This window comes from Luteibacter yeojuensis (assembly GCF_011742875.1).
Classification (GTDB): domain Bacteria; phylum Pseudomonadota; class Gammaproteobacteria; order Xanthomonadales; family Rhodanobacteraceae; genus Luteibacter; species Luteibacter yeojuensis.
Window position 1 is genome coordinate 2,581,083 of the sequence record NZ_JAAQTL010000001.1, and the last position, 26,042, is coordinate 2,607,124.

A 26,042-nucleotide genomic window follows, 5' to 3' on the forward strand; every position below is an offset into this window, starting at 1 on the left:
GATCTCCCGACATGATGTCACCTCCACGTCTGGCGCTCGCCGCCTGCCTGCTCCCCCTCGCCACCGTCGCCGTCCACGCGACGGACGCGGGCCGTGAAACAGCCGTTGTCCCCAAGGCCGGCACGGGCGCGTCGTTCGACATGTACGAAGCACTGTCCCGCTTCCGGATCCGGCACAAGAGAACGGCCAGTGCCCTCGAATCCACGACTGCCGGCCTCCTGAGACAGCTCCTGAAGGAGCCCGCGTCACCATACAGCGACCTGGTCGACCATCCGCCCATGACCAACCATCTCGCGTGGCGGCGCTTCACGACGGACCTCTCGTCGACGTTTCCGGATGCAGGCGAGGTCGCACTCGATACATTGCGGTGGCAGATGGGACTCACGAAGGCACGCCCCGGCGTGGACATCGCCGTCGACGAACCCGCCATTACCCGCTACCGCGGCCGCGAAGCCGCCGCCAACGCGCGGAAGGCGGAGATCGACAGCGACATCTTCTGGAAAGCGCGCGACATGAACGGCTCTCGCCTTGCCGAGGCCGCCGGGGAAGCAGTGGCACTGCAGATGCTTCGCGACCAGGTACGACACACCGACCCGAAGGATCATCGCGCACTGGACATCCAGCCCGGCGTACTCGCCCGATACATGGCGCAGACCCACCCTGAGGCCATCAGCGGAGCCGATCGCCGCTACCTTGCCGAGATGCTGGGCATCGCACTCGCCGCAAGGCACTCACCGGTGGAAGGCGGCGGGAGCGGACAGTTACCGACGATCTACCGTGTAGCGCGTACGGCAGCGGCGTATGCCGATGCGAACGGCTACCTGACCCCGGGAGGCTATTGCGACGGCGACGCCCCCCGAATCCGGGCACCGGACTCACCCTTCTTCGACGAGCCATCCGCCTTGTGCTTCGTCGCCGCCACCGATCGCGCCGTTGCCCGGTGGTACCGGCGGCAGTCGCATGTCGAAGCTGTCCGGCACCCTCCGCCGCCGGAGCACGGCGGTTTCTACAATCTCCTCCACTGGGTCGGCGCGGTATTCGTACTGGTCGATTTCGCGGCCTTCATCGAGGTTACGGAAGCACTGACCGCCGAAGACATGGTCCTCGAAGGTGTGCTCGAAGACGCCGATGCGGAACTCGCCAGCAGCCGCTCCTCCCGGCTCACCTGCAGGATCTCCCAGTGAAGCACGCACTCACCATATTCCGCGTAAGCCTCCTGACCGTCGTCCTGCTGCCGCACGCGCTGTGGGCCGGGGTCGTGAACATCGAACCGGGCGCGGCCTCGGCGAAACTGGCGAAGACGGCCCAGGTCCACACGACCGCCTTCCAGATCGCGCTCGCGGATCATCCGGAATTCCTAAAGAGCGGCAAGCAGATGCGAAAGCTGCGCGCGAAGCTCCGCGGCCAGACCATCGCGCGTGTCGAATACATGCATCCCGGCGGAACGCGCGTCTACCACGGTCGCAGCGGACATTCGATCAGGAGCACGCTCGCCAGCCTCAAGTCGGGAAACAGGTCATCACGGCCATCCGAGGGAACGACCACATCGGGGTCGGACAGTGAAACGAGTCTTGTCGACTTGAGTGACGACGTCGCTGCGGACGCTGCGGAGCAGGTGTACTATCCGGAAAATACACGCGAAGACGCGCGTGCACGGCTTCTGCCGGAAGAAGAATCCGTCGTGCAGGCCCGCGACATCGGTGACGGGCACGTCCATGCATGGGATGCGGAAATCAAGGTGTTTCGCACGATCGAGAACGACATAAGGACCGGCGTCGTGTTGCCCGGCGGCAAGATCACCGGTTATGTCAGCAAGACTATCTGCGCATCCTGTCGTGCGGCCATCGAGGAGTTCGCCGGCGAATTCGACGTCACTGTCGATCTGTATGAAATGATCGAGGCCGGGAAGGATTTGCCGCGCACGCCCACGACGGTGATCGAGAAAAGCCAGGCCAGCTCGCGCCACCTCGCCAAAGCGCGAAAGATCGACGTTGACCACCGGATCGATCCTCAACGGATTGGCAACCGCCGGCACGTCTCGTGGCCCGGCGAAGCACGTATCGACGCATTCTTTCTCGAGGAATCGGCACAACGCGCAACGGAGGACGCCGGTGAGCTTGCGGCATGCGATCGGTAGGATGGCTGCGGTGGCTGCGATGGCGGCGCTTGCAGCAGCCGGCCCTGCCGTCGGGACGAACATTGCCGATGTCGATATCGACATCGTCTCGCAGTGGCAGCGTGAGCGCCTCGAAAACGTCGGCGCCGTCACGGCCCTGAACCGAAGCACGGCCTCGATCATGCGCCAAATACTCGACGATCCGGCATCGCCCTATAGCGGCTTGCGGCCTTCGCCCGACTTCATGAACGACGTCGACTGGGCAAGCATGCTCGCCAGGACGCCGACTGGCGCAGGTACCAGCGAGAATGCCCTGGCTGTGCTGCAATGGGATCTCGGCGCCACCCGCGCGCGACCGGACATCGATGTTCCGGTAGGAGCGGCGACCGGTTATCGCGATCGTTTCGTTGCGGCAAGCACACGCAAGGCCGATGTGGATGCCGATATTTTCTGGCACATGCTCGACCTCACCGGATACCGTCATTCGACCAGGGCTGCCTACTACGCGGTCGGCATGCAGATACTCCGAGCCCAGATCCTGGCCACCGCGCCCGATCGCCGCGCCGCGATCGGTGTGGACAAGGAGCTGTTCGATCGTGTCATGCTGGCTCGGCATCTGGGTCACCTGACGTCGCATGACCTGACCTATCTCTCGACCCTGGTCCAGCATCGGCTCATCCACTGGCGAGTCGGCGGGATGGCGTCGACCGGTCTTCGCCAGCTTCCCGTCGCCTTCCGCATCGCGCGCGTGGCCGCCGCTTATCGCGACGCCGAAGGCTACTTCATGGCCGCGCCTTGCCAGGCCGATGCCAGCCCCGCCGACCCGGCGACGGGCGAGGGGCAGGACGATGGCACCCGTGACCTGTGCTTCGTGGCCGCGACCGACCGCGCCGTGCATCGCTGGTATCTCGACGAGTCACGACGCCAGGCCAGCTACCGCCCACGGCAGGAATCCTCGCACCGGACCTCCTTGATCGCGGCCGTCATGGCAGTGGCCTTCCCGTTGCTGGAAATCGCGAGCATGGTCGAGGTGATGGAAGCCGCCATCGCGGACGACATGGTCACTACCGAAGTCCTGACGGTAGAAGAAGCCGAGATGGTTTCGGAACGCGCGGATCTTCTTACCTGCCGCATTCCCGGAATGCCATGAAGAATCCCGGACGCGCCGTCTTCGTCCTCGCCTGCCTGGCGGGCGCCAGTTCCCTGGCCCATGCGGGCAATGTCGTCACGGACGACCTGAGCCTCGACGAGGGCAACGTGACGGCCCTCCTCGAGGCCACCAGCCAGCGGTACGTCGACGCCATGCATCGGCTGATTGAAGCGCGGTATCGCGACGATTACCGGGCCATCCGCTGGGAAGACCTCGAAATCTCGATAACCAGGGCCCGCGTGGCCCGGTTCGAATACCACTACACGGCGAACGGCGCCGATCGCACGCGGGTGTACCACGCCATGGGCGGTGAGCCGCTGAGTTCGCTTGGCGGCCAGATCTTCGAGGGACCGACCCGGGCGGGAACCCCGGTCAGCCCCGACTCCCCCGCATCCATGGACGAGGCGGAAGTGTTCCGTGAGCCGCCGGCGCCCACGATCGATCGCGTGGCCGCCGATGCGGCGGACGATGCGCTCTTTTCGGGATTCGACGACGTCGATATCCGCGCACGCATCCTTCCCACCGGGAATTCGGTCCTGCAGCCGTTCCCCATCGACGGCGAGGACAAGGCGCTCGATCCCGAGTTCAAGCTGCTGCGGCATATCGAACACGATATCCAGAACGGGATCGTTCCCTCCGGCGGGCGCATCCAGGGCGCCATCGGCGGCAATCTCTGCTCCTCGTGTCGTTACGCCATGAAGAGCCTGTCCAACGAGTACGGTATCGAGGTGCGCGTCACCCAGATGTTCGCCTCGCTTCCGCGGCGAGAGCAGGATGCGCTAGTGCAGTCCGGTCGTGCCGTGCTCAAGGGCCGGCTACTCGTCGACGCCCGGTCCGAGCGCCCGCTCCTGGCCTACGATGCCCTGAATCGGGCCCGCACGGCACAGGTGCAACAGAAGCTCGGCCCCCGTGCCATGGGCCGGACGTTCAAGGGGATGCTCTGGCGGAATCGATCGTTCCGATTCAAACTCGACCCGCCACGCCTGCGCCGCGTATCGGAAAGTCCTCCGGACTCCAGCCCGCTCACGGCGAACCGCGACGTCGAGGAGCCCACGCCCCGATGCGACTGACGGCAAGCCCCGCCGACGCGCCGTCTCCACGGACGTGCGATCATGAGCGATGACCGATTTCCAGCAACTGCCCCTTTCGCCCGCCCTGCTCGCCGCCGTCGAGGGCATCGGTTATGCCTCGATGACGGCGATCCAGCGCGAAGCCCTGCCGCCCATCCTCGAAGGCCGCGACGTCATCGCCCAGGCGCGCACCGGCAGCGGCAAGACGGCGGCCTTCGCGCTCGGGCTCCTGCAGCGCATCGACGTACGACAGGTGAGGTTGCAGGCCCTCGTGCTCTGCCCCACCCGCGAGCTCGCCGATCAGGTCAGCAAGGCGATCCGGCGCTTCGCGGCGAACCTGCCGAACGTGAAGCTGCTCACGCTGTGCGGCGGCATGCCGCTGGGGCCCCAGCTCGCCTCGCTGGAACACGATCCGCACATCGTCGTGGGCACGCCGGGGCGCGTGCAGGAACACCTCAAGCGCGGCAGCCTGCATGGCGGCGGCATCAAGGTGTTCGTGCTGGACGAGGCGGACCGCATGCTCGACATGGGTTTCGAGGAAGCCATGGACGACATCGTCAAGCGCATCGCGAAGCATCATCAGACGCTGCTCTTCTCCGCCACGTATCCCGACGCGATCCGCGCGATAAGCGCGCGCATGCAGCATGACCCGGTCGATATCGCCGTGGAGGAAACACACGACGAGAGCAGCATCGAGCAGCGCGTCGTGGAAGCGGAGCCTTCCGTGAAAGCCGACGTGCTGGGGCGCATCCTCACCCAGGAGAAGCCCGAGGCCGCCCTCGTCTTCTGCAACATGCGCAAGGATACCGAGAGCGTCGCCGCCGAACTGGACCGCCGCGGTTTCTCCGCACTTGCCCTGCATGGCGACCTCGACCAGCGCGATCGCGACGAGGTGCTGGTGCGTTTCGCCAACCGCAGCTGCACCGTGCTCGTCGCCACCGACGTGGCCGCGCGCGGCCTCGACATCGCCAACCTCCCGCTGGTGGTGAGTTACGACGTCGCGCACGATCCCGACACGCATACGCATCGCGTGGGCCGCACCGGCCGCGCGGGTGCAACGGGCCTCGCCATCGTCCTGGCCGGTTCGCGCGAGCTCAACAAGCTGCGTGCGATCGAGGAACGCGTCGGCGCTCCGCTGGGCCGCTATCCGGCGAAGGGTGGCGGCGACGGGCGCAAGGTGCTCAACCTCGCACCGATGAAAACCCTGGTGATCGACGGCGGCCGCAAGGACAAGATGCGCCCCGGCGACATCCTCGGCGCGCTCACCGGCGACGCGGGGCTCGACGGCAAGGACATCGGCAAGATCGACGTCTACGCGACGCGTGCTTATGTCGCCATTCGCCGCGACCTCGCCAACAAGGCGCTGGAACGGTTGCGCGCGGGAAAAATCAAGGGTAGGAACTTCCGCGTCCGCCCGTTGGGCTGAGCGAGAGCGGCGAGGAAGTATGCCTTGCCGCTTCATCGCACTGTGGGCTTCTCGCCGCTATAGCGGCTCCTACAGGAGCCTTCAGGTACCGCGCGGTTTGGCGCGGTGGGTCGCCGTGGCCGTCCACGGATCGTCGGGCCAGGGATGCCTGGGGTACCGTCCCTTCAGTTCCTTCTTCACCTCGGGATAGGTCCGGTTCCAGAAGCCGGCGAGATCCTGCGTCACCTGGATAGGCCGGCCTGCGGGCGACAGCAGGTGCAACATCACGGGCACGCGCCCGTCGCCGACCCGCGGCGTATCGGCCAGGCCGAACAGCTCCTGCAACTTCACGGCCAGCACCGGCGGGGCGCCGGCATCGTCCTCGCGCGTGCCGTACTCGAGCCGGCGCGTCATCCCGCTCGGCACGGTCAGCTCTTCCGGCGCGTGCGCGTCGAGCGCGCGACGCTGGTCGTAGTCGAGCATCGAGGCAAGGGCCTGGGACAGTTCGGCCGCCTGCAAGGCCTCGAGTCGCCGCTTGCCCGAGAGATGGGGCGATAACCACGCACCGAGCTCGCGCAGCAGCGCCTCGTCGCCGACATCGGGCAGACCCAGCTCCGGCCGCCACGCGCGCAAGGCGCCGATGCGCGAACGCAGGCGCAGGGCCGGCTCGCTCCACGGCAAGGCATTCACGCCGCGCGAGCGGATGACGGCGAGCAGCACGGGCAGCGCGTCGTCGTCGGTCAATGGCACGGAGCGGCGCGACATCACCAGGGCATCGAAGCGACGCTCCTCGAATCCTTCGGCGATCTGCCGCTGGTCGTCCCAGCGAACGACGCGCTCCGTGACGAAGCGATCGGCGTGATCGCGCTCGAGCACGTCGGGATCGAACGGGGCCGCCGCGAAGACGAGGCTGTCGCGCGCGTCCAGGCGGAGATCGAGCACGACGAGCCACGGTTCGCCATGCAGCGCGCTCGCCTCGTGCAGTCGCGCGCCACGCCCGTTGGCGAGCTGGTAGCGCATCGGCTGCGCATCGTCGCGACGGGCCACGCGGTCGGGGAATGCGTGGACGAGGAGATCGCCCACGGCATGGCTGTCGGGCACTCCGCTCGCGGCGCTGCGCACGCCAAGACGGCGACGCCACCCCGCCGCCGCCTTCTCGATGGCGGCCAGTGCGCCCACGTCGGCGAAGCCGCCGCGGGCGGCGCGGGCCCCACCGTCGCGCCATAGATGCAGGGCACTCACGCGTTGACGGAAGTCGTCGCTGCGTCCGTGCTCGCCACGCAGCGGCGAGCGCGCCTCGACGAGCGCCAGCAGGTCGGCGACAAGCGCCCGATGTGTCGTGGGCGCTCGCAGGGCGGCGGCGCCAAGGCGTGGCGTCGCACCAAGCACGAGCATCTCCCGGCCAAGCGACGTGATTGCCGCCCCTGCATCGATGGCGCCGAGGCGTTGCAGGAGATCGCGGGCCTGTCCCATCGCGCCCGCGGGCGGCTCGTCCAGCCAGGGCAGGTCGTCGCTGCCCCAGCCGGCCAGTTCCAGCGCAAGACCCGACAGCTCGGTGTGCTCGATCTCGGCGCCGCGCGATGCCTCGAGCCGGCGGCTCTGCGGCCAGAGGCGATAGGCGATGCCTTCGGCGACACGTCCCGCGCGTCCGGCACGCTGGTCGGCGGAGGCCTGCGACACATGCACGGTTTCGAGACGTGCGAAGCCGGACTGCGGGTCGAACCGCGGCTCGCGCGCGAGGCCCGTGTCGACGACCGCGCGGATGCCCGGCAGGGTGACGCTCGACTCCGCGACGTTCGTGGCGAGCACGACACGGCGCGTCCCCGGTTCGGCGGGTGCCAGCGCCAGCTGCTGCTCCGCGAGCGACAGCTCGGCATGCAGCGCGACCACGTCCACGTTTTCCTCCACGCGCTGGAGCATCCCGCGGGCACGCTCGATCTCGCGCCTGCCGGGCAGGAACTCGAGCACGTCGCCATCGGTGTCGCGCAGCGCCTGCGTGACGGTCCGGACCAGGTGCTGTTCCACCGTTTCCTGGGTTCTCGCCGGCGGATACGCGATACGCACCGGATAACTTCGGCCCGGACTGGACAGGCGCGGCGCGTCCAGCCAGCGCGCGATGCGCTCGCCGTCGAGCGTCGCCGACATCACCACCAGGCGCAGATCGGGCCGCAGCCCGGTCTGTACATCGAGCGCCAGCGCCGCGCCAAGATCGCCCGCGAGGTGGCGCTCGTGGAATTCGTCGAAGAGGATCGCGCCGATGCCGTCGAGCGATGGATCGTCCTGGATCATGCGGCCGAGGATGCCTTCCGTGACGACTTCGATACGCGTGCGCGGTCCGACGCGCGATTCGAAGCGGATGCGGTACCCGACGGTTTCACCGACCTCCTCGCCGAGTTGCCGGGCCATGAAGGCCGCCGCCGCCCGCGCGGCGATGCGTCGCGGTTCGAGCATCACGATACGGCCGCCGGCCAGCCATGGCGCATCCAGCAGCGCCAGGGGCACCTGGGTGGTCTTGCCGGCCCCCGGCGGCGCCTCGAGCACGAGTCGCGGGCATTCGCCGAGCGACGCGGCAATCTCGGGAAGGAGGGGTGCGATGGGAAAGGCGACATCCATCCCCGTTATGTTACGCAACCCCGCACCGCACCGTCTCAGCCCTCGGCGTTTTCCTGCACCGCCGGACGGGACGCCTCGCGGGCCGCCGCCTCGAAGGGCTGCAACGAGCGGAACTTGAGCCTGTAGTCGTCGGAGACACGCTTGGCGTCCTCGCCGTTCGCGATGACCTTGGGCGTGATGAGCACGATCAGTTCGGTGCGTCCGCTGCCGCTCGAACGATCGCGGAACAGGGCGCCGAGCAGCGGGATGCGCGACAGTCCGGGAACGCCGTCTTGCTTCGTGTGGGCGCTGTCCTGGATAAGCCCACCCAGCAAGACGGTCTGACCGCTCTGCACCGCCACCTGGGTGGTGAGCTTGCGCTTGGAAATCGCAAGATTGCCCTCGGTTTTCCTTGTCTCGTCGGGCCGGCTCACTTCCTGGGTGACGTCGAGGTAGACCAGGCCACCGGGATTCACCCGCGGCCGCACGTCGAGGATGACGCCGGTGTCCTTGTACTCGACCTGTCCCACCGGATTTCCACTGCCGAAGCCAGGGTTCACGAACGTCTGCGTGACCGGAATCTGGTCGCCCACCTGAATGCGCGCTTTCCGGTTGTTGACGACGACGAGGGAGGGCGCCGAAAGCGTCCTGGTGTTCCCGCTCTGTTCCATCGCGCGGATCGCCACCGATACATTCCTGTTCGCGAACGAGTAGTAGAAGGTATCCTCGGACTTCGCCGGTGCGTTGCCCAGCTTCCAGCGCTGCTTGTTGCCGGGCTGGGTCACCTCGCCGTCGCCACCGGCGAGGCCTTCCAGGTACCACTGGACGCCGAAACGGAATGCGTCGACCAGATTGACCTCCAGGATGCGCGTTTCGATCTGCACCTGCAGCGGCGTGGCGTCGAGCCGCTCGATCGCCTGACGGATCTCCGCCCATTGCGAAGGCCGCGCGCGGATCATCAACTGGTTGTTCGCATCGACGGCGGTGATCCGTATCCCGGACTTCGCGTCGCCCGGGTGGCCGGACGAGGCCGCGGGTTTCGGCGGACTGAAGAACGCCGACGCTTCGTCCGCCGGGTTGTCGCCGGTAAGCGAGGCCGGGTCGTCGCTCTTCGCGTCGATTCCCAGGCCGCCGAACAGCGAGGTCGCCGAAAGACCGGGCGCGATGCTGGGCGGCGAGTCGCCAGCCACCGCACCGCCGAAGACGTTGCCGACGTATTTCGCGACATCCGAGGCCAGGAGATTGCGTACCTCGTAGACGAACAGGCGCGGTTCGTTGCCGCCACCGCGGTCGATGCGCGCGATCCAGTCGCCCACCTGGTCGACATGCTCGGCGCGCGTGGCGATGACGACCAGCGCGTTGGTCCGCTCGATGGGAATGAAACGGAACAGGCCCGCGATGGGCGTATTGCTCTTCTCGCCGAACACCGATTCCAACGCCGGCAGCAACTCGCCGACGTAGGCGTTCTCGAGACTGAAGACGCCGACCGACATGCCGGCCACCCAGTCGACGTCGAAGGTCTCGATGGTTTCCTGGTAATTGGCCAGTTCGTCGCGCGTGCCGGCCACGACGAGGACATTACGCGCGGGATCGGCGAGGAGGATCGCGCCGGGCAAGGCAAAGGGCTCGAGCAGCTTGGCCATCGCCGGCGCCGCCACGTGGCGCAGCGGGAACAGTCTCGCGTTCGTTCCCGCGGCGGGCTTGGCCGCCTTCAGGCTGGGCGCGATACGCCCTGCCACGGCACGGCTGGCCGGCAGGATGCTGTAGCGGCCGTGCTCGCGCACGAGCGCATTGCCCGTCCAGGAAAGCAGGGTTTCGAGGATCGGCAAGGCTTCTTCCTGCTTCACCGGCTTGGCGGTGGAAAAGGAAATGGCGCCTTCCACGCCGGGCGCGATCGAATAATTGGCATCGAGGAGATCGCCGAGGATGGCCTTGACCACGGCTTCGATCGGCTGGTTCTCGAAGTTGAGCGTGACCGCGCCCTCGCCCTTCGCTTCCGGCTTCGGCGTGGCGACCCCGTGCGGACGGATGAAGTGTCCATTGCCGCGGCTGATGTCGCCGATGCGGCGCCCGGCCGGCGTGTCCGACGCCTCCGGCGCGTCCTCTCCGCCAAGCGGAAGCGCCGCCGGTACCGGGTCGTCGACACCGGCCAGGGCTTCGCGCTCGAGGACGCCATCCGATTTCACGTTCTTCGAGGTGCAAGCCACCGTCAGCAAGGCCGCAAGGACGGCCGTGCCGAGCATTCCGCGTTTCATGATGTGATTCCTCCTTCCGTGGGGGCAAGACGCCCGCTATCTCGAATCCGTGGCCTGCTGCTGTCGTTGCTGCTGTTCCATGCGGCGCCTCTGGACCGCCTGTTTCAGGGCCTCGATGCGGGCGCGCTGGAGCGCGTCGTCATCCTGCCTGGGCTGCGGTGCGCGCGCCGTGCCGGCGGCGGCCGGTCGCGGGAGCGCCGGGCCGGTCATGCCGGACGACGCCTGCCGCTCGATGTGCACGCCGTTGCCGGTGGCGGGTTGCGGACGCGACGGCACGGGCGGCTGACCGGGTATCGGCGGCATCCCGGGACGTTGCGGGCCTTTCGCGGGTGCGTCGGGAGCGGCCACCTTCAAGGTAAGTTCGCGCCGCTCGCCGCCGCTTTCGAACACCGCGCTGCGTGGCGACAGGGATGCCAGCGTCCAATGGCCGTCGGCGAGCGCGCTGCCCTCCTTCACCCGCACGGTACTGTCCTTGGTGCGGTCGCGCAGCAGCGCCATGCGCAGGCCGGGGGTCACGATGATGCCGGTGAGTTCGAGGTCGCCGATGTTTCCGGTGTCTTCGCCCGTTTCGGCCACGGCGGCCGGTTTGCGATCCGGCATGAAGAGCGGGCGCTGCCAGACCTCGGCGAATCGCGCCAGCAAGGTGGGCGGCGGCATGGCCACCGGCCGCACGGCCGGCAAGGGCTGGGGTTCGCCCGGAGGGTCCCAGCGTACGCCGCGCCCCAAGCCCAGGACCAGCGACACGACGAACAGCGCCAGCACGATGGCCACGATGGCGAGGACCGGCGTAAGGCGTCGCTGACCGGCCGCGTTCACGAGGACACCTTCGCCACGCGCACCGCGTGGATGTAACCCGAGACGGTGAACTGGACTTCCATCGGTGCCGCCGCGCCGTTGCGTGCGGCGACGGGATTGCGATAGATGCTGAAGTCTTCGATGAAGAGATAAGGGGTTTCTTCCTCGATGTCGTGCAGCACCGCGGCCATCGGTTGCATCTGGCACCGCAGGCTGATGTTGACGGTGACTTTCCGGTAGGGATCGCCGCCTTTCTCCTGGCTGGGCACGGGCATCTTCTGGACGACGTCGCAGGCGCCATCCTCGCGATGCGCGGCGGCGACGTCCACGATGCGCTGCATGAGGCCGGCGGCCGCCGCGTTCGCGTCGTCGCCGGGCAGGAACGCATCGCTGCGCGTCTGCCCCTGCTCGAGCGCGGCGAGGCGTTTCAGCAGCTGCGGACGCTCCGCGATGGCCGCGGCATAACGGCGCTCCGTGTCGCGGAGGTCGCTCATCTGGCTCGCGATCGCCAGCTGCGGCGCCACGAACCACCAGTGGATGAGGACGAAATAGCCGGCCACCAGCACGGCCACCAGCAGCAGGATCGCAGCGGCGCGGGATTCAGCGGGCTTCAGGCGCATTCGCGGTCTCCGGCTTCGGCATCAGTGCCTTCGCCTGCATGTAGAAGCGCTCCTTGCCGGAGGTGGGATCGGACTGGATGGTGCCCTGGAAGCTCGGTTCGCCGAGGGTGCGCGCGCCCTTGAGCGCATCGATGAGCCGCGCCGCCTGCGGGCTCTGGCCCTGGAAGCCGAGCTGGCCCGTACCGTTGAGCGTGAACCGCTCGAGCCAGGTGTCGTCGGGCAGGCGATGGGTCAGTTCCTCCAGCACGGGCATGATGGAAGGACTTTCGGTTTTCTTGCGCGCCAGGAATCCCGACGCGCCGGCGCTGTCGGTCAGCCGCTGGCGCAATGCCGAGACCTTCTGCGCGTCGGCGCGCATCGATTCGACGGTGGCGCTCATCGTGGCGAGCGCGGCGTTCCGGTTGTGCAACCAGGTGAGCATGCCCGCGAACACGAGCAGCACGATCGCGGCGACGAGCGCGGCATTGAGGCGCCGGCGCCGGTCGACGCGCCGCGGCGCGCGCGCCGGAGGGAGCAGGTCGACGCCGGCCAGGGCGCTGCCCTGGGCCACGTCGACGCGATCCGGGTGGATGCCCAGCACGGCGAGCTCGTCGAGCAGGGGATCGAGCGTGGACCGCGGGGTGGCGGCGAGCTCCGCGACGAAGCGGCCTTCGCTGGCGGTCTCCTCGAGTTCGCGCACGCCGTAGTGGATGTCCTCCGCACGGAACGGGGTTTGCCTGTCGAGGTCGAAGCCGACCACCTGGCGCAGGTTGTCGCGGGCCGCGACCGGCAGGACGAGACGGCGGCGCAGTACCTGCGCGGACGGGAGCACGAGCGCCACCCGGCGGTCGGTCGGATCGGCTTCGCGCAGGGCATGGGCCAGCACACCGGCGCGGTGTTCCGCGCCATCGATATCGGCGATTTCCGCGAGGCTGGCCGCCTCGCCGGCGCGGCGCAGCCGCCAGCCGTCCTCGCCTCGTTCGATGGCGTACCAGCGCTGCCCTCCCGCAAACGCCGCGCGCCAGCGGGCCGGAACGAGGGGGGACAGTTCGCCACCCCACCAGCGCAGGAAGCCCGGCAGCGCGCTGCCTCGCCAGGCGCGGCGCATGCGATCGAGCTGTAGCTGGGAGGCGTCCTGCAATGTCGTCATTCAGCGTCTCCTTCGCGCCAACGCAACACGGCGTAGGGCTGGTTTCCCGATCTTATCCCACGCAGTCGGATCGTCGATGTAAGGGAACTCCTGGTTCCGTCGTCAAGGATCGCTTCCGCACGTATCGTGTGCGTGACACCGTTACCGCCCGCGACGGTGGAAGCGTCGACCTGGCCGCGCTTCGCCAGGATCGCGGCCACGCCCGCCTGGCCCAGGCCGGGAATCGCCGCCAGCGCCAGTGGCTGCGCGTGTTCGCTGTTGGGCCGCTCGCGACCGGACCAGATGGTCAGCGCGGGAGCGACGGCCGTCCAGGTCTTCGCGTCCATGCCCAGCACCATGCGCGCTTCCTCCACCGAGGCGAAGGGGCCGTTGCGCGGACCGTAAGCCAGCCCCGCCGCCTCGTATTGCGGTTTCTTCGCGCCGTTGGGCGAAGCCGCGTCGCCGGGACGCCGCCAGTCCTGGACGGCGGCGGAAAGACGGTGGGCCTTGTCGTCCGCCACGCCCGCCGCCTTGAACAGTCCGGTGAGCACGTCGCCGGATGCGGCGTTCAGGTCCACCTTGCCGTCCTCGTCGACGATGGTGATGGCTACCTTCGCACCGTCGAACTCGAAGGGATAGACGCGGCCATCGGCGACCCAGCGCGACGCGAAGTCGCGGCTCTGCAGACCTTCGATCGCACGCATGATGCCGGCCTCGGCCGCGTAGTGCGCACGCGTCTGCGCGTACTGGTAACGGGCCTGCAAGCCCTCGGTGCGAGCCAGCGCGGCGAACCCGCCGAGCATGATCGCCAGCAGGGTGCATCCCCACAGGACGATGAGCAGCGCCACGCCTCGGTCGCGTCGGATCGTCATCGGTTCCCCCGCCCGCCCGGCAGCCGGCCGGCGCTGAGGCCGTTCCGCGACGCGGACGGATCGATCCGCACGGGCGCGACCATCGCCGGGAACGCGACGTTCCCCTGCACTTCGAGTTCGATCCGCACCAGCGACGGCGTGCGCCGCCCGTCGGACCAGGCTTCGGTCCAGTCGCCCGGACGGTTCTGTTCGTCCATGCCACGGTAGGCGAACGCGCCCTTGCGGATGCCGCGAAGGAGGACTTCCGGTTCGCCGAGCGGCTGCGGGTCGCTGCCGTCGGGCGGCAGCAGCGCCAGGCGTACTTCCAGGCGATAACCCGAGTGGCCGTCCTCGACCAGCGAGACCGTCTGCAACTGGGGACCGAGCCTCGAAAGGTAGCCCGGCAACGGCGCGACGAAACGCAACGTGTGGTCGTCGCCACCGAACACGATGGGGTCGCCCTCGTCGGTCTGGTCGAACGGCACGACCAGCGCCTGCGCCAGTTCGCCGCGCAGGAAATTCTGCGCGGAACGTATTTCGTCCATCCGTTCGATGGCGGCATCGCCGCTGCGCACGATGCGCGTCGCCGTGCTGATGCCCGAGTAGACGCCGAGCAGCACGATCGTCAGCAGCGCGAGCGCCGCGAGCACTTCCATGAGACTGAAACCGCCCGCGCGCCTCATGGCGCGTTACCCCCGGCGGAACCGGCCAAGCGCAGCGTGGAGAAACGCGCATGCCGCTCGCCGCCGCCCTGTCCCCAGATCACGTCGAGGTCCAGGCGATACATCCCGCCCGCGCCGCCATCGAGGCCAGGCTGCGCATCGCCGGGCGGCACGTCGCCGGGTGGCTGGTAGCGGGTGACGTTCATCCGCCAGCGATAGGTGTCGTCGAAGCGTCCGTCGCTTACGCCTTCGCGTACCGGTTCCATGACGAAGGCGCCGTCGAGCAGGGTCCGCGCGCGCAGCGCCGCCTGGGTGCGCTCGTTCGCCCGTGCGGTGAGGCTGAGCGAACTGCCCGCGACCTGCATGAGCGCCGCGAACGCGATCGCGAGTATCGCGATGGCGGCGATCACTTCGAGCAGGCTGAAGCCGCCCTGGTGGAAGCGCCGCTTCATTTCGTGTCCACCACGCTCACCGCACCGGTAAGCCAGGCGACGTTGACGTGCCACTCGCGCTGGCCGCGCTTGAGCGTGATGCGGCCCCCGGTGGAACTGCCGTCGGGAAAGAAGCGGATGCGTCCGGCGGTCGCGCTGGCCTGATCCTCGCGCGCGCTGGTGATCGACACGCGCATGTCCTTGGGCAGGCGGACGTCCGCCTTGCCCGGCACCTTATAGGTCGACGCCGCGGTGTCCACTTCCAGCGCGAGGCTCTTCCCGCGCACGATCGACTGCGCGCGTGTCCAGCGCAGCGCCGCCGCGAGTTCGCCACTGGCCGCGTTGACGCGCGCGCTGGCGAGCCCCTGCGTGACCGGTATCGAGACGGCCGCGGCGGCGATCCCGATCAGCAGGATCACGGCCAGCATCTCGAACAGCGTGAATCCGCGCGCGCGCATGGCCGTGAACCCCGGGTGTCCTTTTACTGCCAGTTGCCCGCGTCGGCCGAATAGCCGTCGCCGCCGGCCTGTCCGTCCTGGCCGTAGAACACGAGGTCGAAGCTGCCATGCTCGCCCGGGTAGCGGTAACCGAACGCGTGGCCCCACGGATCCTTGAGGTCCGATTCCTTCGCGTAGGGACCCTGCCAGTTGCTGGCGTCGGCCGGCTTCTTCGTGAGGTCTTCCAGCGCATGCGGCGGGGTGCCGTTGTCCAGCGCGTAGTTTTCGATCTTCTGGCTCAGCGTGGTGAGCTGCGCCTTGCCCGCGCCGTACTTGCCCTTGTCGACGTTCTTGCCGACCTGGGTGACCACGATGGCACCGATGATGCCGATCAGCACGATCACCGCGAGCATTTCCAGCAGGGTGAAGCCGCGGGCATGGCTGTGGCGGAGGGTACGGTTCGCACGCATGGGAAAGCTCCTTGGAACGGTTCGATCAGTTGATGTTGCTGGTAAGGCTGAGCAGCGGCAGCAGGATCGCCGCCATGATGAAAGCGACGAGCACGGTCATGACGATGGTGAGGGTGGGCACCAGCGCGGCCAGCAGGCGATCGATGGCGCGCCTGGCTTCCACGTCGAAGGTGTCAGCCACCTTGAGCAGCATGGCATCCAGCGCGCCGGCTTCCTCGCCCACCTGGATCATCTGCAGGGCGAGCCGCGGGAAACGCTCCGTCTGGGCCAGCGCCGTGCCCAGGCCCGCGCCGCCCTTCACCCGGTCGGCGGCCTGCTCGAGCGCGAGGTCGAGCGCGCGGTTGCCGGTGACCTGGCGAGCGATGGCGAGCGAGGACAGCAACGGCACGCCGTTCTTCAGCAGCGTGCCCAGGGTGCGCGCGATGCGCGCCGTTTCCACTTTCAGCAGGAGCGGGCCGGCCACGCGCATCGTCAGCAGATAGCCGTGGAAGGCGAGCTTCGTGTCCGGATCGCGCAGGCGCATGCGCAGCACCGCGACCACCAGCACGAGCAGTACGAGGAACGCCCACCACCAGTCGCCTATCGCCGTGCCGAGCGCCAGCACCACCTGGGTGATGAGCGGGATCGGCACCTGCATGTCGGCGAAGATCGGTACGAACTGCGGCACCACGTAAGCCAGCAGCAGCACCAGCGAACCGAGCACGCCGACCATGAGGAAGGCCGGATAGATCAGCGCGTTGACGATGCTGCCACGCAAGGCCTGCGCGCGTTCCAGGTAATCGGCGAGCCGGCGCAGCGTCTCGTCCAGCGAACCGCCGGCTTCGCCCGCGCGCACGAGGCTCACGTACAGGCGCGGAAAGACGCCGTTTTCCTCGTCCAGCGCCGTGGACAGGGTGGTGCCGCCGCGCACGCGGTCGCGGATGCGTTCCACCATGTTCTTCGCGCGCTCGCCTTCGGGCAGGTCGAGCAGGATGCCCAGCGCGCGATCGAGCGGCTGGCCCGCGCCCAGCAGGGTCGCGAGCTGATGGGTGAACTGGGCGAGCTGGTCGCCGGTGAAGGGGCCTTTGCGGAACATGGCCGCGATGCCGCCGCCCGACGATTCGCCATCCGCGGGCGCGGCCTCGAGCGGCGTATGCCCCTGGTCCTGCAGACGGGCGACCACGTCCTCCACGGACAAGGCCTCCATCCGGCCCGAAAGGACCTCGCCGGCGGCGCTGATGGCTCGGTAGCGGAATTGGCTCATGCGCGCGGGCCTAGGATTCCTGCGTGACGCGCAGGACTTCCTCGATGGTAGTGATGCCGGCCACGGCCTTCGCGAGACCGTCCTCGTACATCGTGCGCATGCCCTCGGCGCGCGCCTGGCGTTCGATCTCGCCGGCGTCCGCGCGCTGCATCACCAGCCGGCGCAGGGGATCGCTCATCACCAGGAATTCCATGATGGCGCGGCGGCCGCGATAGCCGGTGGGGTTCGCCGCGCTGGAGCCCGGCTTCCACAGGCGGATGGGCCGCTCGTCGGTGTACTTGTGCAGTTCGAACTGCTCGATCACCTCGGGCAACGCTTCATAAGGAATGGCCGTTTCCGGATCCAGGCGGCGGACGAGGCGCTGGGCCAGGATGCCGTTCACCGTGGAACCGAGCAGGTAGTCCTCCACGCCCATGTCGAGCAGGCGGGTGATGCCGCCGGACGCGCTGTTGGTATGCAGCGTGGACAGCACCAGGTGGCCGGTGAGCGCGGACTGGATGGCGATGCGGCAGGTTTCCAGGTCGCGCATTTCGCCGATCATGATCACGTCCGGATCCTGGCGGACGATGGAGCGCAGGGCGCCGGCGAAGTCGAGGCCGATCTGCGGCTTCACCTGGATCTGGTTGATGCCTTCGATCTGGTATTCGACCGGGTCCTCGACAGTGATGATCTTCACGTCGGGCGTGTTGATCTGGGAGAGCGCCGTATACAGCGTGGTGGTCTTGCCCGAGCCGGTGGGTCCGGTGACCAGCAGGATGCCATGCGGGCGGTCGAGCACTTCGACGAAGCGCCCGCGGAAGTTGTCGGTGAAGCCCAGCGACGCGAAATCGAACACGACCGATTCGCGATCGAGGATTCGCATCACCACCGACTCGCCGAAGCTGGTCGGCACCGTGGAAACGCGAAGGTCCAGTTCCTTGCCTTGCACGCGCAGCTGGATGCGGCCGTCCTGCGGCAGGCGGCGCTCGGCGATGTTCAGCCGCGCCATGATCTTCACGCGCGAGATCACCGCGGCGGTGGAACTGGAAGGCGGCGCTTCCACTTCGTGCAGCACCCCGTCGATGCGATAACGCACCTTGAGCCGGTTCTCGAACGGCTCGATGTGCACGTCCGATGCGCGCTGCTCCACCGCGCGCTGGAGGATCAGGTTGACCAGGCGGATCACCGGCGCTTCGGAAGCGAGGTCGCGCAGGTGCTCGACGTCGTCCTCCACCGCGGCGTTGCCGTCGAGGCTTTCCACGATGCTGCCCATCGCCGAGCGGCCCTGGCCGTAATACCTTTCGATCAGGTCGTCGATCTCGGAACGCAGGCCCACGCGCAGCTGCACCTCGCGGCCTGTCGCGAGGCGCACCGCCTGCAACGGGTACGGATCGGCGGGATCGGCCACGAGCAGGGCCAGGCCGTCGTCCCCCTCGCGGACCGGCACCACGTGGTACTGCTTGAGGAAGCGGAGCGACAGGTCGGTGTCCGCCGGCGGCAGCTCCGGCGCATCCTTGGCGGCCAGGAGGGGCAGCCCGAGGAGGTCGGCCCAGGCATCCGCGAGGTCGCGTTCCGATACCAGGCCCAGACGGGCCATCAGCGCCGTGAGGGTGCCCTCCGGCGTTTCGTCGTGCAGGCGCCGCGCCCGCGCGAGGTCGGTGTCCTTCAGGCGGCCATGCGCGACGAGGTGCGCGCACACCTGCGCCTCGCCGGGCTCCCCGGTGAGCATGTCCCTGTGCTCGGTCATCGCAGACATGCCATCTCCACACGTTCCGTTGAATGCATTGTCCGTCCCGGTTGTTCCTGCCAGGACGGGCCGCTATTGGTAGCACATACCGTGCGTCGGCGGCGACCGCAAATCGAGTGATCCGAGACACGGCGCAAAAAGAAAAAGCCGGCGTTGCCGCCGGCTTTCAAGGACTTGGCGGCGCCCTGTAGGGCGCCGCCGGGCTTATTACCAGCCTACGCCTACACCGACGCCGCCCGAGCTTTCGCCGCCGCTGATCGCGGCGCCGAAGGTGACCGTGGCATTCGGCGTGATGCTGCGCGAGTAGCCCACCGACAGGGCGCCCTGACCCTTGTAGCCGCCGACGCCCACGCCGAGCCGGTTTTCGCCATTTACGCCCTGGGTGCTGAAGGCCATCTGCGACATCGCTGCCCCCATGGCGCCGACCTTGTCCAGCCGGTCGTTGAGGTTGGTGAAGCGGCGGTCCACCGTTCGCTTGTACTCGTCGAAGGCGCCGCCGCTGACCACATCGCCGAACTTCTGGTCCGTATAGGTCTTTGCGGCCTGCAACGTGGTGGCATCGCCCTGGTCGGCATAGGACTTGGCGGTGGCCACCGCCTGGTCGACCTGGCTGACGTTCGCCGCGTCCGTCGGCGCGGTACCCGCGGCGACATTGGTGATCGGCGCGCCGCCGCCGTCGATGGCCGTCGGGGTGACCGGCAAGGCGGCCGCCGCGGGTGCCGGTGCGGCCGCCGGTGCCGCCGCGGCGGATGTCACCGCCGCCGTGACCTCGGGGACCGTCGCCGCGGGTGTTGCCACGGAGCGGGCCGCGACCGACGGCGCCGCCGTCCGCTGGGACGCCGGGCCCGGCTTCAGGCCGCCGTCCGGTGGCGTCTCGAGCGCGCCCACGCGGCTGTCGAGGGACGAGATGGCGCCATCCAGCGCACCCACCGCGTCGCCCACCGAACCGTAGGAAGCGCCCTGCACCCGGTACACCGGGCCGACGAGGCCGTTCACACCCATCGTCGCGCCGCCGCCCAGGGCCATGGCCACGGCGTTACCCGCCGTGCTGGACGACCCGGAGAAGGCGCCGGAGAGGGCACTGTTCAGCTGACCGAGGTTCACCGCATCGGTGTTCTGCGTACCGGCCGCCACGTTGGTGATCTGACGGTTGTTGCCGGCACTGCCCACCGACACCGTGTTCGCCCGCGTCGCCAGCGATCCGGCACCGAGGGCCACCGAGTTTGCGGCCAGCGCCCGCGCGCTGTCGCCGATCGCGGTGGATGCGGCACCGCTGGCGGTCGAGAACGTCCCCACCGCCGTGGTCGATTCGTTGCTCGCCGTGGCGAAGGCGCCCGAGGCCGTCGAGAGGTCGCCCGTAGCGCTGCTGCCGGCCCCCGTAGCCGTGGCCAGTTGGCCGGTGGCCGACGCGTCGTCCGAGCCATCCATCGCGCCGGTGGCTTTCACGTAATGGGCCGCCGGGGCGACGCTGTCGGCCAGCGTATCGAGCTGGCCCTTGTTCACCGCGTCGGTGGCTTCCGTGCCGGCGGCGACATTCGTGATCTGGCGCTCCGCGCCGGCGTCGCCCACCGAGACCGTGTTCGCGCGGTCGTTGTACGAACCCGCGCCAAGGGCCACCGAGTTGTCCGCCGAGGCGTAGGACGATTCGCCGATCGCCGTGCTGCTCGCGCCATCGGCCCAGCTGTTCCAGCCCAGCGCCGTCGCATAGTCGTTCGTCGCCCACGCGCCGGCACCGAACGCCGCCGCGCCCACCCCCGTCGCCTGCGCCGGAATGAGCCCGAAGAACGTCGTGCCGCCGACGGCGACGCTCTCGTCGCCGAGCGCCTGCGCACTCTCGCCCACCGCCGTGCTGCTCACGCCGGTGGCCGCGCTCAACGTACCGACCGAGGTCGAGTAATCGCCGATCGCATTCGCCACCGCGCCGAACGCCGCCGACTGCGCGCCGGATGCGTAGGCACCCACGCCGTTCGCCGTCGAGGCGAAGCCGCTTGCGTTCGCGCTCGCACCCACCGCCGTGCCACCCACCCCCGCGCTGGTCGCGCCGGTATCCACCGGCACGCCGCCGTTGGTGATCAGCGGATTGCCGTCTTCGTCCACGGCATTGCCGCCCACCGCCACGCTTCCCGGACCGTCGGCCTGCGCGCCCGAACCATAAGCCGCGCTGTTCTGGCCCGTCGCCACCGCGCCGTAGCCAACGGCGGTCGACTGCTGCCCCGTCGCCACGGCGCCACTCCCCAGGGCGCTCGCGCCCTGGTTGCCGGCAAAGGCCCCGGAACCGGCCGCCGTGGCTTGATCGCCGACCGCCAGTGCATCGTCGCTGCCATCGCCAAGGCCGTTTGCCTTGAAGTAATGGCTGGCGTCGGTCACGCCGCCGGCCACCGCGTCAAGCTGGCTCTTGTTCACCGCGTCGGTAGCTTCCGTGCCGGCGGCGACATTCGTGATCTGGCGTTCCGCACCCACGTCGCCCACCGAGACCGTGTTGTCGCGCGTGGACACCGAGCCGGCGCCGAGCGCAACCGAGTTCACTCCCGAGGCATGCGAGGAATCGCCGATCGCCGTGGCACTCGTGCCATCCGCCCAGCTGTTCCAACCCAGTGCCATGGCATAGTCGGCCGTCGCCCAGGCACCCGTGCCGAAGGCCGCCGCACCGATACCTGTCGCTTGCGTCGGAATGAGGCCGAAGAACGTCGCGCCACCGACGGCGACGCTCTCGTCGCCAAGCGCCTGCGCACTCTCGCCTACCGCGACGCTGCTCGCGCCAACGGCCGCGCTTTGTGTACCCACCGCCGTCGACAGATCGCCGATCGCATTCGCCACCGCGCCGAACGCGGCCGACTGCGCGCCGCTCGCAAACGCGCCCACGCCGTTCGCCGTCGAGGCGAAGCCGCTCGCGTTCGCGCTCGCACCCACCGCCGTGCCACCCACCCCCGCGCTGGTCGCGCCGGTATCCACCGGCACGCCGCCGTTGGTGATCAGCGGATTGCCGTCCTCGTCCACCGCGTTGCCGCCCACCGCCACGCTTCCCGGACCGTCGGCCTGCGCGCCCGAACCATAAGCCGCGCTGTTCTGGCCCGTCGCCACCGCGCCGTAACCTGCCGCGATGGATTGCTGTCCTGTCGCTACCGCTCCGCTACCGAAGGCACTGGCGCCCGATGCTCCGGCGAAGGCACCCGAGCCAGCTGCCGTGGCGTAGTCGCCGGCCGCCACGGCGTCATCGCTGCCGTCGTTCAGGCCATTCGCTTTGAAGTAATGGCTGGCGTCGCTCACTCCGCCGGCCACCGCGTCAAGCTGGCTCTTGTTCACCGCATCCGTATCTTCCGTGCCGGCGGCCACGTTCGTGATTTGACGATCGAACGCCTCGTGCACCACGCCATTCGTATCGGTCCACGCCTGCGACGCACCCACCGATACGGTGTTGTCGCGCACGGTCATGGAGTTGGTGCCGAGCGCGACCGAATTCGTGTTGTTCGCATACGCGTTCGTACCGAGAGCCACCGCGCCATCGAACACACCGATGCTGTGCGAGCCGATGGCGATGGTGTCGGGGTCCGCCGTGCCGGCCTTGTAACCCAGCGCGATGGAATTGTTGCCGTACGCGGAAGATTCGCCGCCTATGCCCGTGGAATTGACACCGTAGGCGATGGCGAACTCGCCGAGCGCCGTCGCGTTCTCCTGGTAGGTCAGCGCGCTCCAACCGACGGCCGTCGTGTTCGCCGCACCCGCCACGGCCAGGAGGCCGACGGCCGTGCCGTAATCGCGGGCCAGCGCGCCAGCACCGATAGCGGTCGAGCCATAGCCCGCCGCTTGCGTGTCGAAAAGAAAGGTGTAACCGGTGCCGTAGAGCACGTTGGCCGGGCCACCGATGGCCACGCTGGACTCGCCGTTTGCCTGGCTCTTGTAGCCGATCGACGCGGCGTAGTCGCCAAGCCCCTGTGCTGCGCCGCCGACTGCGACGGTCTGCAGACCGCTGGCCGTCGCCGCATTGCCGAACGCGGACGCCTGCGCGCCGGAAGCCAGCGAATCCGCGCCATGCGCCGTGCTCTGCTCGCCCGTCGCCTGTGCGTTCGCGCCGTGCGCGGAACTGCCTGCACCGGTGGCGACACTGCCGTAACCGCTCGCCGTGGCGAAACTTCCCGTGGCGACCGCACCGCTGCCGTTCGCCGTCGCGCCGTCCGCACCCGCGAACGCCCCCGAACCCGACGCCGTGGCGTACTGGCCCGTCGCCAGCACATCGTCGCTGCCGTCGCCGTTGCCTGTGGCCTTGAAGTAACGCGTCGCGTCGTTCACCGACGCATCGAGCTGGCCCTTGTTCACCGCGTCGGTAGCTTCCGTCCCGGTCGCGACATTCGTGATCTGGCGCTCCGCGCCGGCGTCGCCCACCGAGACCGTGTTCGCGCGGTCGTTGTACGAACCCGCGCCAAGGGCCACCGAGTTGTCCGCCGAGGCGTAGGACGATTCGCCGATCGCCGTGCTGCTCGCGCCATCGGCCCAGCTGTTCCAGCCCAGCGCCGTCGCATAGTCGTTCGTCGCCCACGCGCCGGCACCGAACGCCGCCGCGCCCACCCCCGTCGCCTGCGCCGGAATGAGCCCGAAGAACGTCGTGCCGCCGACGGCGACGCTCTCGTCGCCGAGCGCCTGCGCACTCTCGCCCACCGCCGTGCTGCTCACGCCGGTGGCCGCGCTCAACGTACCGACCGAGGTCGAGTAATCGCCGATCGCATTCGCCACCGCGCCGAACGCCGCCGACTGCGCGCCGGATGCGTAGGCACCCACGCCGTTCGCCGTCGAGGCGAAGCCGCTTGCGTTCGCGCTCGCACCCACCGCCGTGCCACCCACCCCCGCGCTGGTCGCGCCGGTATCCACCGGCACGCCGCCGTTGGTGATCAGCGGATTGCCGTCTTCGTCCACGGCATTGCCGCCCACCGCCACGCTTCCCGGACCGTCGGCCTGCGCGCCCGAACCATAAGCCGCGCTGTTCTGGCCCGTCGCCACCGCGCCGTAGCCCGACGCGATCGACTGCTGTCCTGTCGCCACGGCGCCGCTGCCAAAGGCGCTCGCCCCCTGCGCACCCGCGTAGGAACCCTGTCCGGCCGCCGTCGTGTAGTCGCCGTTCGCGAGGCTGCCGGCACCGAAGGACGATGCGCTGTTGCCGCTGGCGATCGCGCCATGACCGTTCGCCGTCGACTCGTCGCCGATGACCGTGCTGCTTTCGCCCGTGGCGGTCGAGCCGCTGCCCTCGATCGTCGTATTCGCGCCGACCGCGGTGCTGTTGTCGCCATCGATGTTGGAAGCGCTGCCGAGACCGGTCGCGTTGTCGCCCCAGACGAAGGTGTTCGAACCATAGGCCGAGGCGCTCTCGCCCCAGACGAAGGAATTCGTGCCGACGGTGGTCGTCTGCGTGCCGATGGCGGCGCTGCGATAGCCCACGGCCACCGCGCCGACGTCGAGGGCGCCCGCCACCGCGCCGACCGCCGTGGCGTACAGATGATCCGCCGTGCTCGACCAGCCTAGCGAGGTCGTGTAATCCGCCGAGCCCCAGGCTCCGTTGCCGAAGGCCGACGAACCCACACCGCTCGCGAGCGTCGGCACGAAACCGCCGTACGCCGTACCGCCGACGGCGACGCTTTCCTCGCCGGTGGCCTGCGCGCTTTCGCCTACCGCCGTGCTGCTCACGCCAGTAGCCGCGCTCTGCGTGCCGACGGCGGTCGAGTAATCGCCGATCGCATTCGCCACCGCGCCGAACGCCGCCGATTGCGCGCCGGATGCGTAGGCACCCACGCCGTTCGCCGTCGAGGCGAAGCCGCTCGCGTTCGCGCTCGCACCCACCGCCGTGCCGCCCACGCCCGCGCTCGTCGCGCCGGTGTCCACCGGCACCCCCTGGTTGGTGATCAGCGGGTTGCCGTCCTCGTCCACCGCGTTACCGCCCACCGCGACGCTTCCCGGACCGTCGGCCTGCGCACCGGCGCCGAATGCGGCCGCGTTCTGGCCCGTCGCGACCGTGCCGTAACCCACGGCGGTCGACTGAACGCCCGTGGCGACCGCACCGCTGCCGTTCGCCGTCGCGCCGTCCGCACCCGCGAACGCCCCCGAACCCGACGCCGTGGCGTACTGGCCCGTCGCCAGCGCATCGTCGCTGCCGTCGCCCAGGCCGTTCGCCTTGAAGTAATGCGCGGCGTCGCTCACGCTGTCGGCCAACTGGTCGACGCTGTCCGACACGCCGTCGACCGTCTGCGACAGCGCGTCGACGCGATGGGATACGCCCGTCACCGACGAGGACACCTTGTCGAGCTGCCGCTTGTTCACGGCATCGGTCGCCTGGGTGCCGTCGGCGAGGTTGGTCAACTGGCGCTCCGCATTCACCGAGCCGATCGACACCGAGTTGGCGCGATTGGCGATGGAGCTTTCGCCGAGTGCGACCGAATTCTTCGCGGTGGCCTGCGCATCGGTACCGAACGCCGAGCTGGCGGAGCCGCTGGCCCGCGAGGATTCGCCGATCGCCACGCTGTCCGTGCCGGTGGCACGCGAAGCCTGGCCGATCGCGGTGGACCAGGCGCCGAGCGCCTGCGCATCGTTGCCGAACGCCGAGCCGGAGAGGCCGTCGCTACGCGCCTTCGTGCCGACCGCCGTGCTGTAATCGCCCTCGGCCTTGGCCGAGGTACCGCAGGCGAAAGCGTCGTCGCCCTTCGCCACCGGGGCCTTGCCCTGCAGGCCGAGCAGATAGCCTCCGCATACGTTGCCCGCCTGCGCCGGCGAACTAGCCAGCGCCAGCATCGCGCCGGCGGCCAGTGGCAGCGCGGCCATCGCGGCGCGCAGGCGGCGGGAGGTACCGCCCTTGCCCTTGGCCCGTGCGAGTTCCGAAGCGACGACCAGAATGCCTAGCGATGTGTTCCAGACCTTGCTGTAAATGGTATTCACGTCAACCTTCCTCCCAAGATGTCCGCATGTAAGCGATCGATGCGCGGGCGCGCGGCGCGCTGCCCCTCGCCAGTCCGTCGCGACCGCGGCGGACGATGTGTCCTGTGACTGGTACCCCTGGTTCCGGATCGGCGAATGCATCGAGGCATTCTTCGATCCGGGGTGTCTTCCCCGCGAAAGCAGGGGCCCCGGAGAA

The 26,042-nt window shown here is 68.9% G+C and carries 18 protein-coding genes; 5 read left to right on the forward strand and 13 right to left on the reverse strand.

Features of this window, described 5'->3' with window-relative positions:
* Positions 1-11: 11 nt before the first annotated feature.
* The 5 genes from HBF32_RS11835 to dbpA are packed head-to-tail and all read left to right on the forward strand — an operon-like array spanning position 12 to position 5,762.
* Positions 12-1,184: a hypothetical protein gene (locus tag HBF32_RS11835; RefSeq protein WP_166699816.1), complete on the forward strand. Its 1,173-nt coding sequence runs from the start codon at positions 12-14 to the stop codon at positions 1,182-1,184.
* Positions 1,181-2,137, forward strand: coding sequence for a hypothetical protein (locus HBF32_RS11840; RefSeq protein ID WP_166699817.1), 957 nt, complete (start codon positions 1,181-1,183; stop codon positions 2,135-2,137). Before HBF32_RS11835 ends, HBF32_RS11840 begins: the two co-directional genes overlap by 4 nt.
* A gap of 10 nt (positions 2,138-2,147) precedes the next feature.
* Positions 2,148-3,266 carry a hypothetical protein gene (locus tag HBF32_RS11845; RefSeq protein ID WP_166699818.1) on the forward strand — a complete coding sequence of 373 codons (1,119 nt, stop codon included), beginning with the start codon at positions 2,148-2,150 and terminating at the stop codon, positions 3,264-3,266.
* Entirely contained in the window at positions 3,263-4,336 is a 1,074-nt protein-coding gene (locus HBF32_RS11850) for a hypothetical protein (RefSeq protein WP_166699819.1), read from the forward strand. Before HBF32_RS11845 ends, HBF32_RS11850 begins: the two co-directional genes overlap by 4 nt.
* Before the next feature lie 49 nt (positions 4,337-4,385).
* A complete protein-coding gene (dbpA, locus tag HBF32_RS11855) occupies positions 4,386-5,762 on the forward strand; it encodes an ATP-dependent RNA helicase DbpA (protein ID WP_166699820.1) in 1,377 nt (458 codons plus the stop codon).
* An 81-nt stretch (positions 5,763-5,843) separates the two neighbouring features.
* Here dbpA and hrpB read toward each other — a convergent pair whose 3' ends face one another.
* From hrpB to HBF32_RS11920, 13 genes are all read right to left on the reverse strand, one after another.
* Positions 5,844-8,354, reverse strand: coding sequence for an ATP-dependent helicase HrpB (hrpB, locus tag HBF32_RS11860; RefSeq protein WP_166700528.1), 2,511 nt, complete (start codon positions 8,352-8,354; stop codon positions 5,844-5,846).
* 35 nt (positions 8,355-8,389) lie between these two features.
* Positions 8,390-10,588: a type II secretion system secretin GspD gene (gspD, locus tag HBF32_RS11865; RefSeq protein WP_193570355.1), complete on the reverse strand. Its 2,199-nt coding sequence runs from the start codon at positions 10,586-10,588 to the stop codon at positions 8,390-8,392.
* A gap of 36 nt (positions 10,589-10,624) precedes the next feature.
* Positions 10,625-11,404 (reverse strand): general secretion pathway protein GspN, encoded by a 780-nt coding sequence (locus HBF32_RS11870; RefSeq protein WP_166699821.1) that lies wholly within the window; start codon positions 11,402-11,404, stop codon positions 10,625-10,627.
* Positions 11,401-12,003 (reverse strand): type II secretion system protein GspM, encoded by a 603-nt coding sequence (gspM, locus tag HBF32_RS11875; protein WP_166699822.1) that lies wholly within the window; start codon positions 12,001-12,003, stop codon positions 11,401-11,403. The genes HBF32_RS11870 and gspM overlap by 4 nt, the downstream gene beginning before the upstream one ends.
* On the reverse strand, positions 11,984-13,132 hold the full coding sequence (locus tag HBF32_RS11880; RefSeq protein WP_166699823.1) for a PilN domain-containing protein: 1,149 nt from the start codon (positions 13,130-13,132) through the stop codon (positions 11,984-11,986). Before HBF32_RS11880 ends, gspM begins: the two co-directional genes overlap by 20 nt.
* Complete coding sequence (locus HBF32_RS11885; RefSeq protein WP_166699824.1) at positions 13,129-13,983, reverse strand: type II secretion system minor pseudopilin; 855 nt, start codon at positions 13,981-13,983, stop codon at positions 13,129-13,131. The genes HBF32_RS11880 and HBF32_RS11885 overlap by 4 nt, the downstream gene beginning before the upstream one ends.
* A complete protein-coding gene (locus HBF32_RS11890) occupies positions 13,980-14,645 on the reverse strand; it encodes a prepilin-type N-terminal cleavage/methylation domain-containing protein (protein WP_166699825.1) in 666 nt (221 codons plus the stop codon). The genes HBF32_RS11885 and HBF32_RS11890 overlap by 4 nt, the downstream gene beginning before the upstream one ends.
* Positions 14,642-15,076, reverse strand: coding sequence for a prepilin-type N-terminal cleavage/methylation domain-containing protein (locus tag HBF32_RS11895; RefSeq protein WP_166699826.1), 435 nt, complete (start codon positions 15,074-15,076; stop codon positions 14,642-14,644). Before HBF32_RS11895 ends, HBF32_RS11890 begins: the two co-directional genes overlap by 4 nt.
* Positions 15,073-15,513, reverse strand: a complete 441-nt coding sequence (locus HBF32_RS11900) for a GspH/FimT family pseudopilin (protein WP_166699827.1) — start codon at positions 15,511-15,513, stop codon at positions 15,073-15,075. The genes HBF32_RS11895 and HBF32_RS11900 overlap by 4 nt, the downstream gene beginning before the upstream one ends.
* Before the next feature lie 23 nt (positions 15,514-15,536).
* Positions 15,537-15,962, reverse strand: a complete 426-nt coding sequence (gene gspG, locus HBF32_RS11905) for a type II secretion system major pseudopilin GspG (RefSeq protein ID WP_166699828.1) — start codon at positions 15,960-15,962, stop codon at positions 15,537-15,539.
* A 25-nt stretch (positions 15,963-15,987) separates the two neighbouring features.
* Complete coding sequence (gspF, locus tag HBF32_RS11910) at positions 15,988-17,205, reverse strand: type II secretion system inner membrane protein GspF (protein WP_166699829.1); 1,218 nt, start codon at positions 17,203-17,205, stop codon at positions 15,988-15,990.
* A 10-nt stretch (positions 17,206-17,215) separates the two neighbouring features.
* A complete protein-coding gene (gene gspE / locus HBF32_RS11915; protein ID WP_240147965.1) occupies positions 17,216-18,931 on the reverse strand; it encodes a type II secretion system ATPase GspE in 1,716 nt (571 codons plus the stop codon).
* A gap of 207 nt (positions 18,932-19,138) precedes the next feature.
* Positions 19,139-25,846, reverse strand: a complete 6,708-nt coding sequence (locus tag HBF32_RS11920) for an ESPR-type extended signal peptide-containing protein (protein ID WP_166699831.1) — start codon at positions 25,844-25,846, stop codon at positions 19,139-19,141.
* Positions 25,847-26,042: the final 196 nt, after the last annotated feature.

Coding starts and splice junctions, on each gene's coding strand:
- gspD (WP_193570355.1), bottom strand. CDS start 10,588: ATGAAACGCGGAATGCTCGGCACGGCCGTCCTTGCGGCCTTGCTGACG.
- hrpB (WP_166700528.1), bottom strand. CDS start 8,354: ATGGATGTCGCCTTTCCCATCGCACCCCTCCTTCCCGAGATTGCCGCG.
- HBF32_RS11890 (WP_166699825.1), bottom strand. CDS start 14,645: ATGAGGCGCGCGGGCGGTTTCAGTCTCATGGAAGTGCTCGCGGCGCTC.
- gspM (WP_166699822.1), bottom strand. CDS start 12,003: ATGCGCCTGAAGCCCGCTGAATCCCGCGCCGCTGCGATCCTGCTGCTG.
- gspE (WP_240147965.1), bottom strand. CDS start 18,931: ATGACCGAGCACAGGGACATGCTCACCGGGGAGCCCGGCGAGGCGCAG.
- HBF32_RS11900 (WP_166699827.1), bottom strand. CDS start 15,513: ATGCGCGCGCGCGGATTCACGCTGTTCGAGATGCTGGCCGTGATCCTG.
- dbpA (WP_166699820.1), top strand. CDS start 4,386: ATGACCGATTTCCAGCAACTGCCCCTTTCGCCCGCCCTGCTCGCCGCC.
- HBF32_RS11835 (WP_166699816.1), top strand. CDS start 12: ATGATGTCACCTCCACGTCTGGCGCTCGCCGCCTGCCTGCTCCCCCTC.
- HBF32_RS11895 (WP_166699826.1), bottom strand. CDS start 15,076: ATGAAGCGGCGCTTCCACCAGGGCGGCTTCAGCCTGCTCGAAGTGATC.
- HBF32_RS11885 (WP_166699824.1), bottom strand. CDS start 13,983: ATGACGATCCGACGCGACCGAGGCGTGGCGCTGCTCATCGTCCTGTGG.
- gspF (WP_166699829.1), bottom strand. CDS start 17,205: ATGAGCCAATTCCGCTACCGAGCCATCAGCGCCGCCGGCGAGGTCCTT.
- gspG (WP_166699828.1), bottom strand. CDS start 15,962: ATGCGTGCGAACCGTACCCTCCGCCACAGCCATGCCCGCGGCTTCACC.
- HBF32_RS11880 (WP_166699823.1), bottom strand. CDS start 13,132: ATGACGACATTGCAGGACGCCTCCCAGCTACAGCTCGATCGCATGCGC.
- HBF32_RS11850 (WP_166699819.1), top strand. CDS start 3,263: ATGAAGAATCCCGGACGCGCCGTCTTCGTCCTCGCCTGCCTGGCGGGC.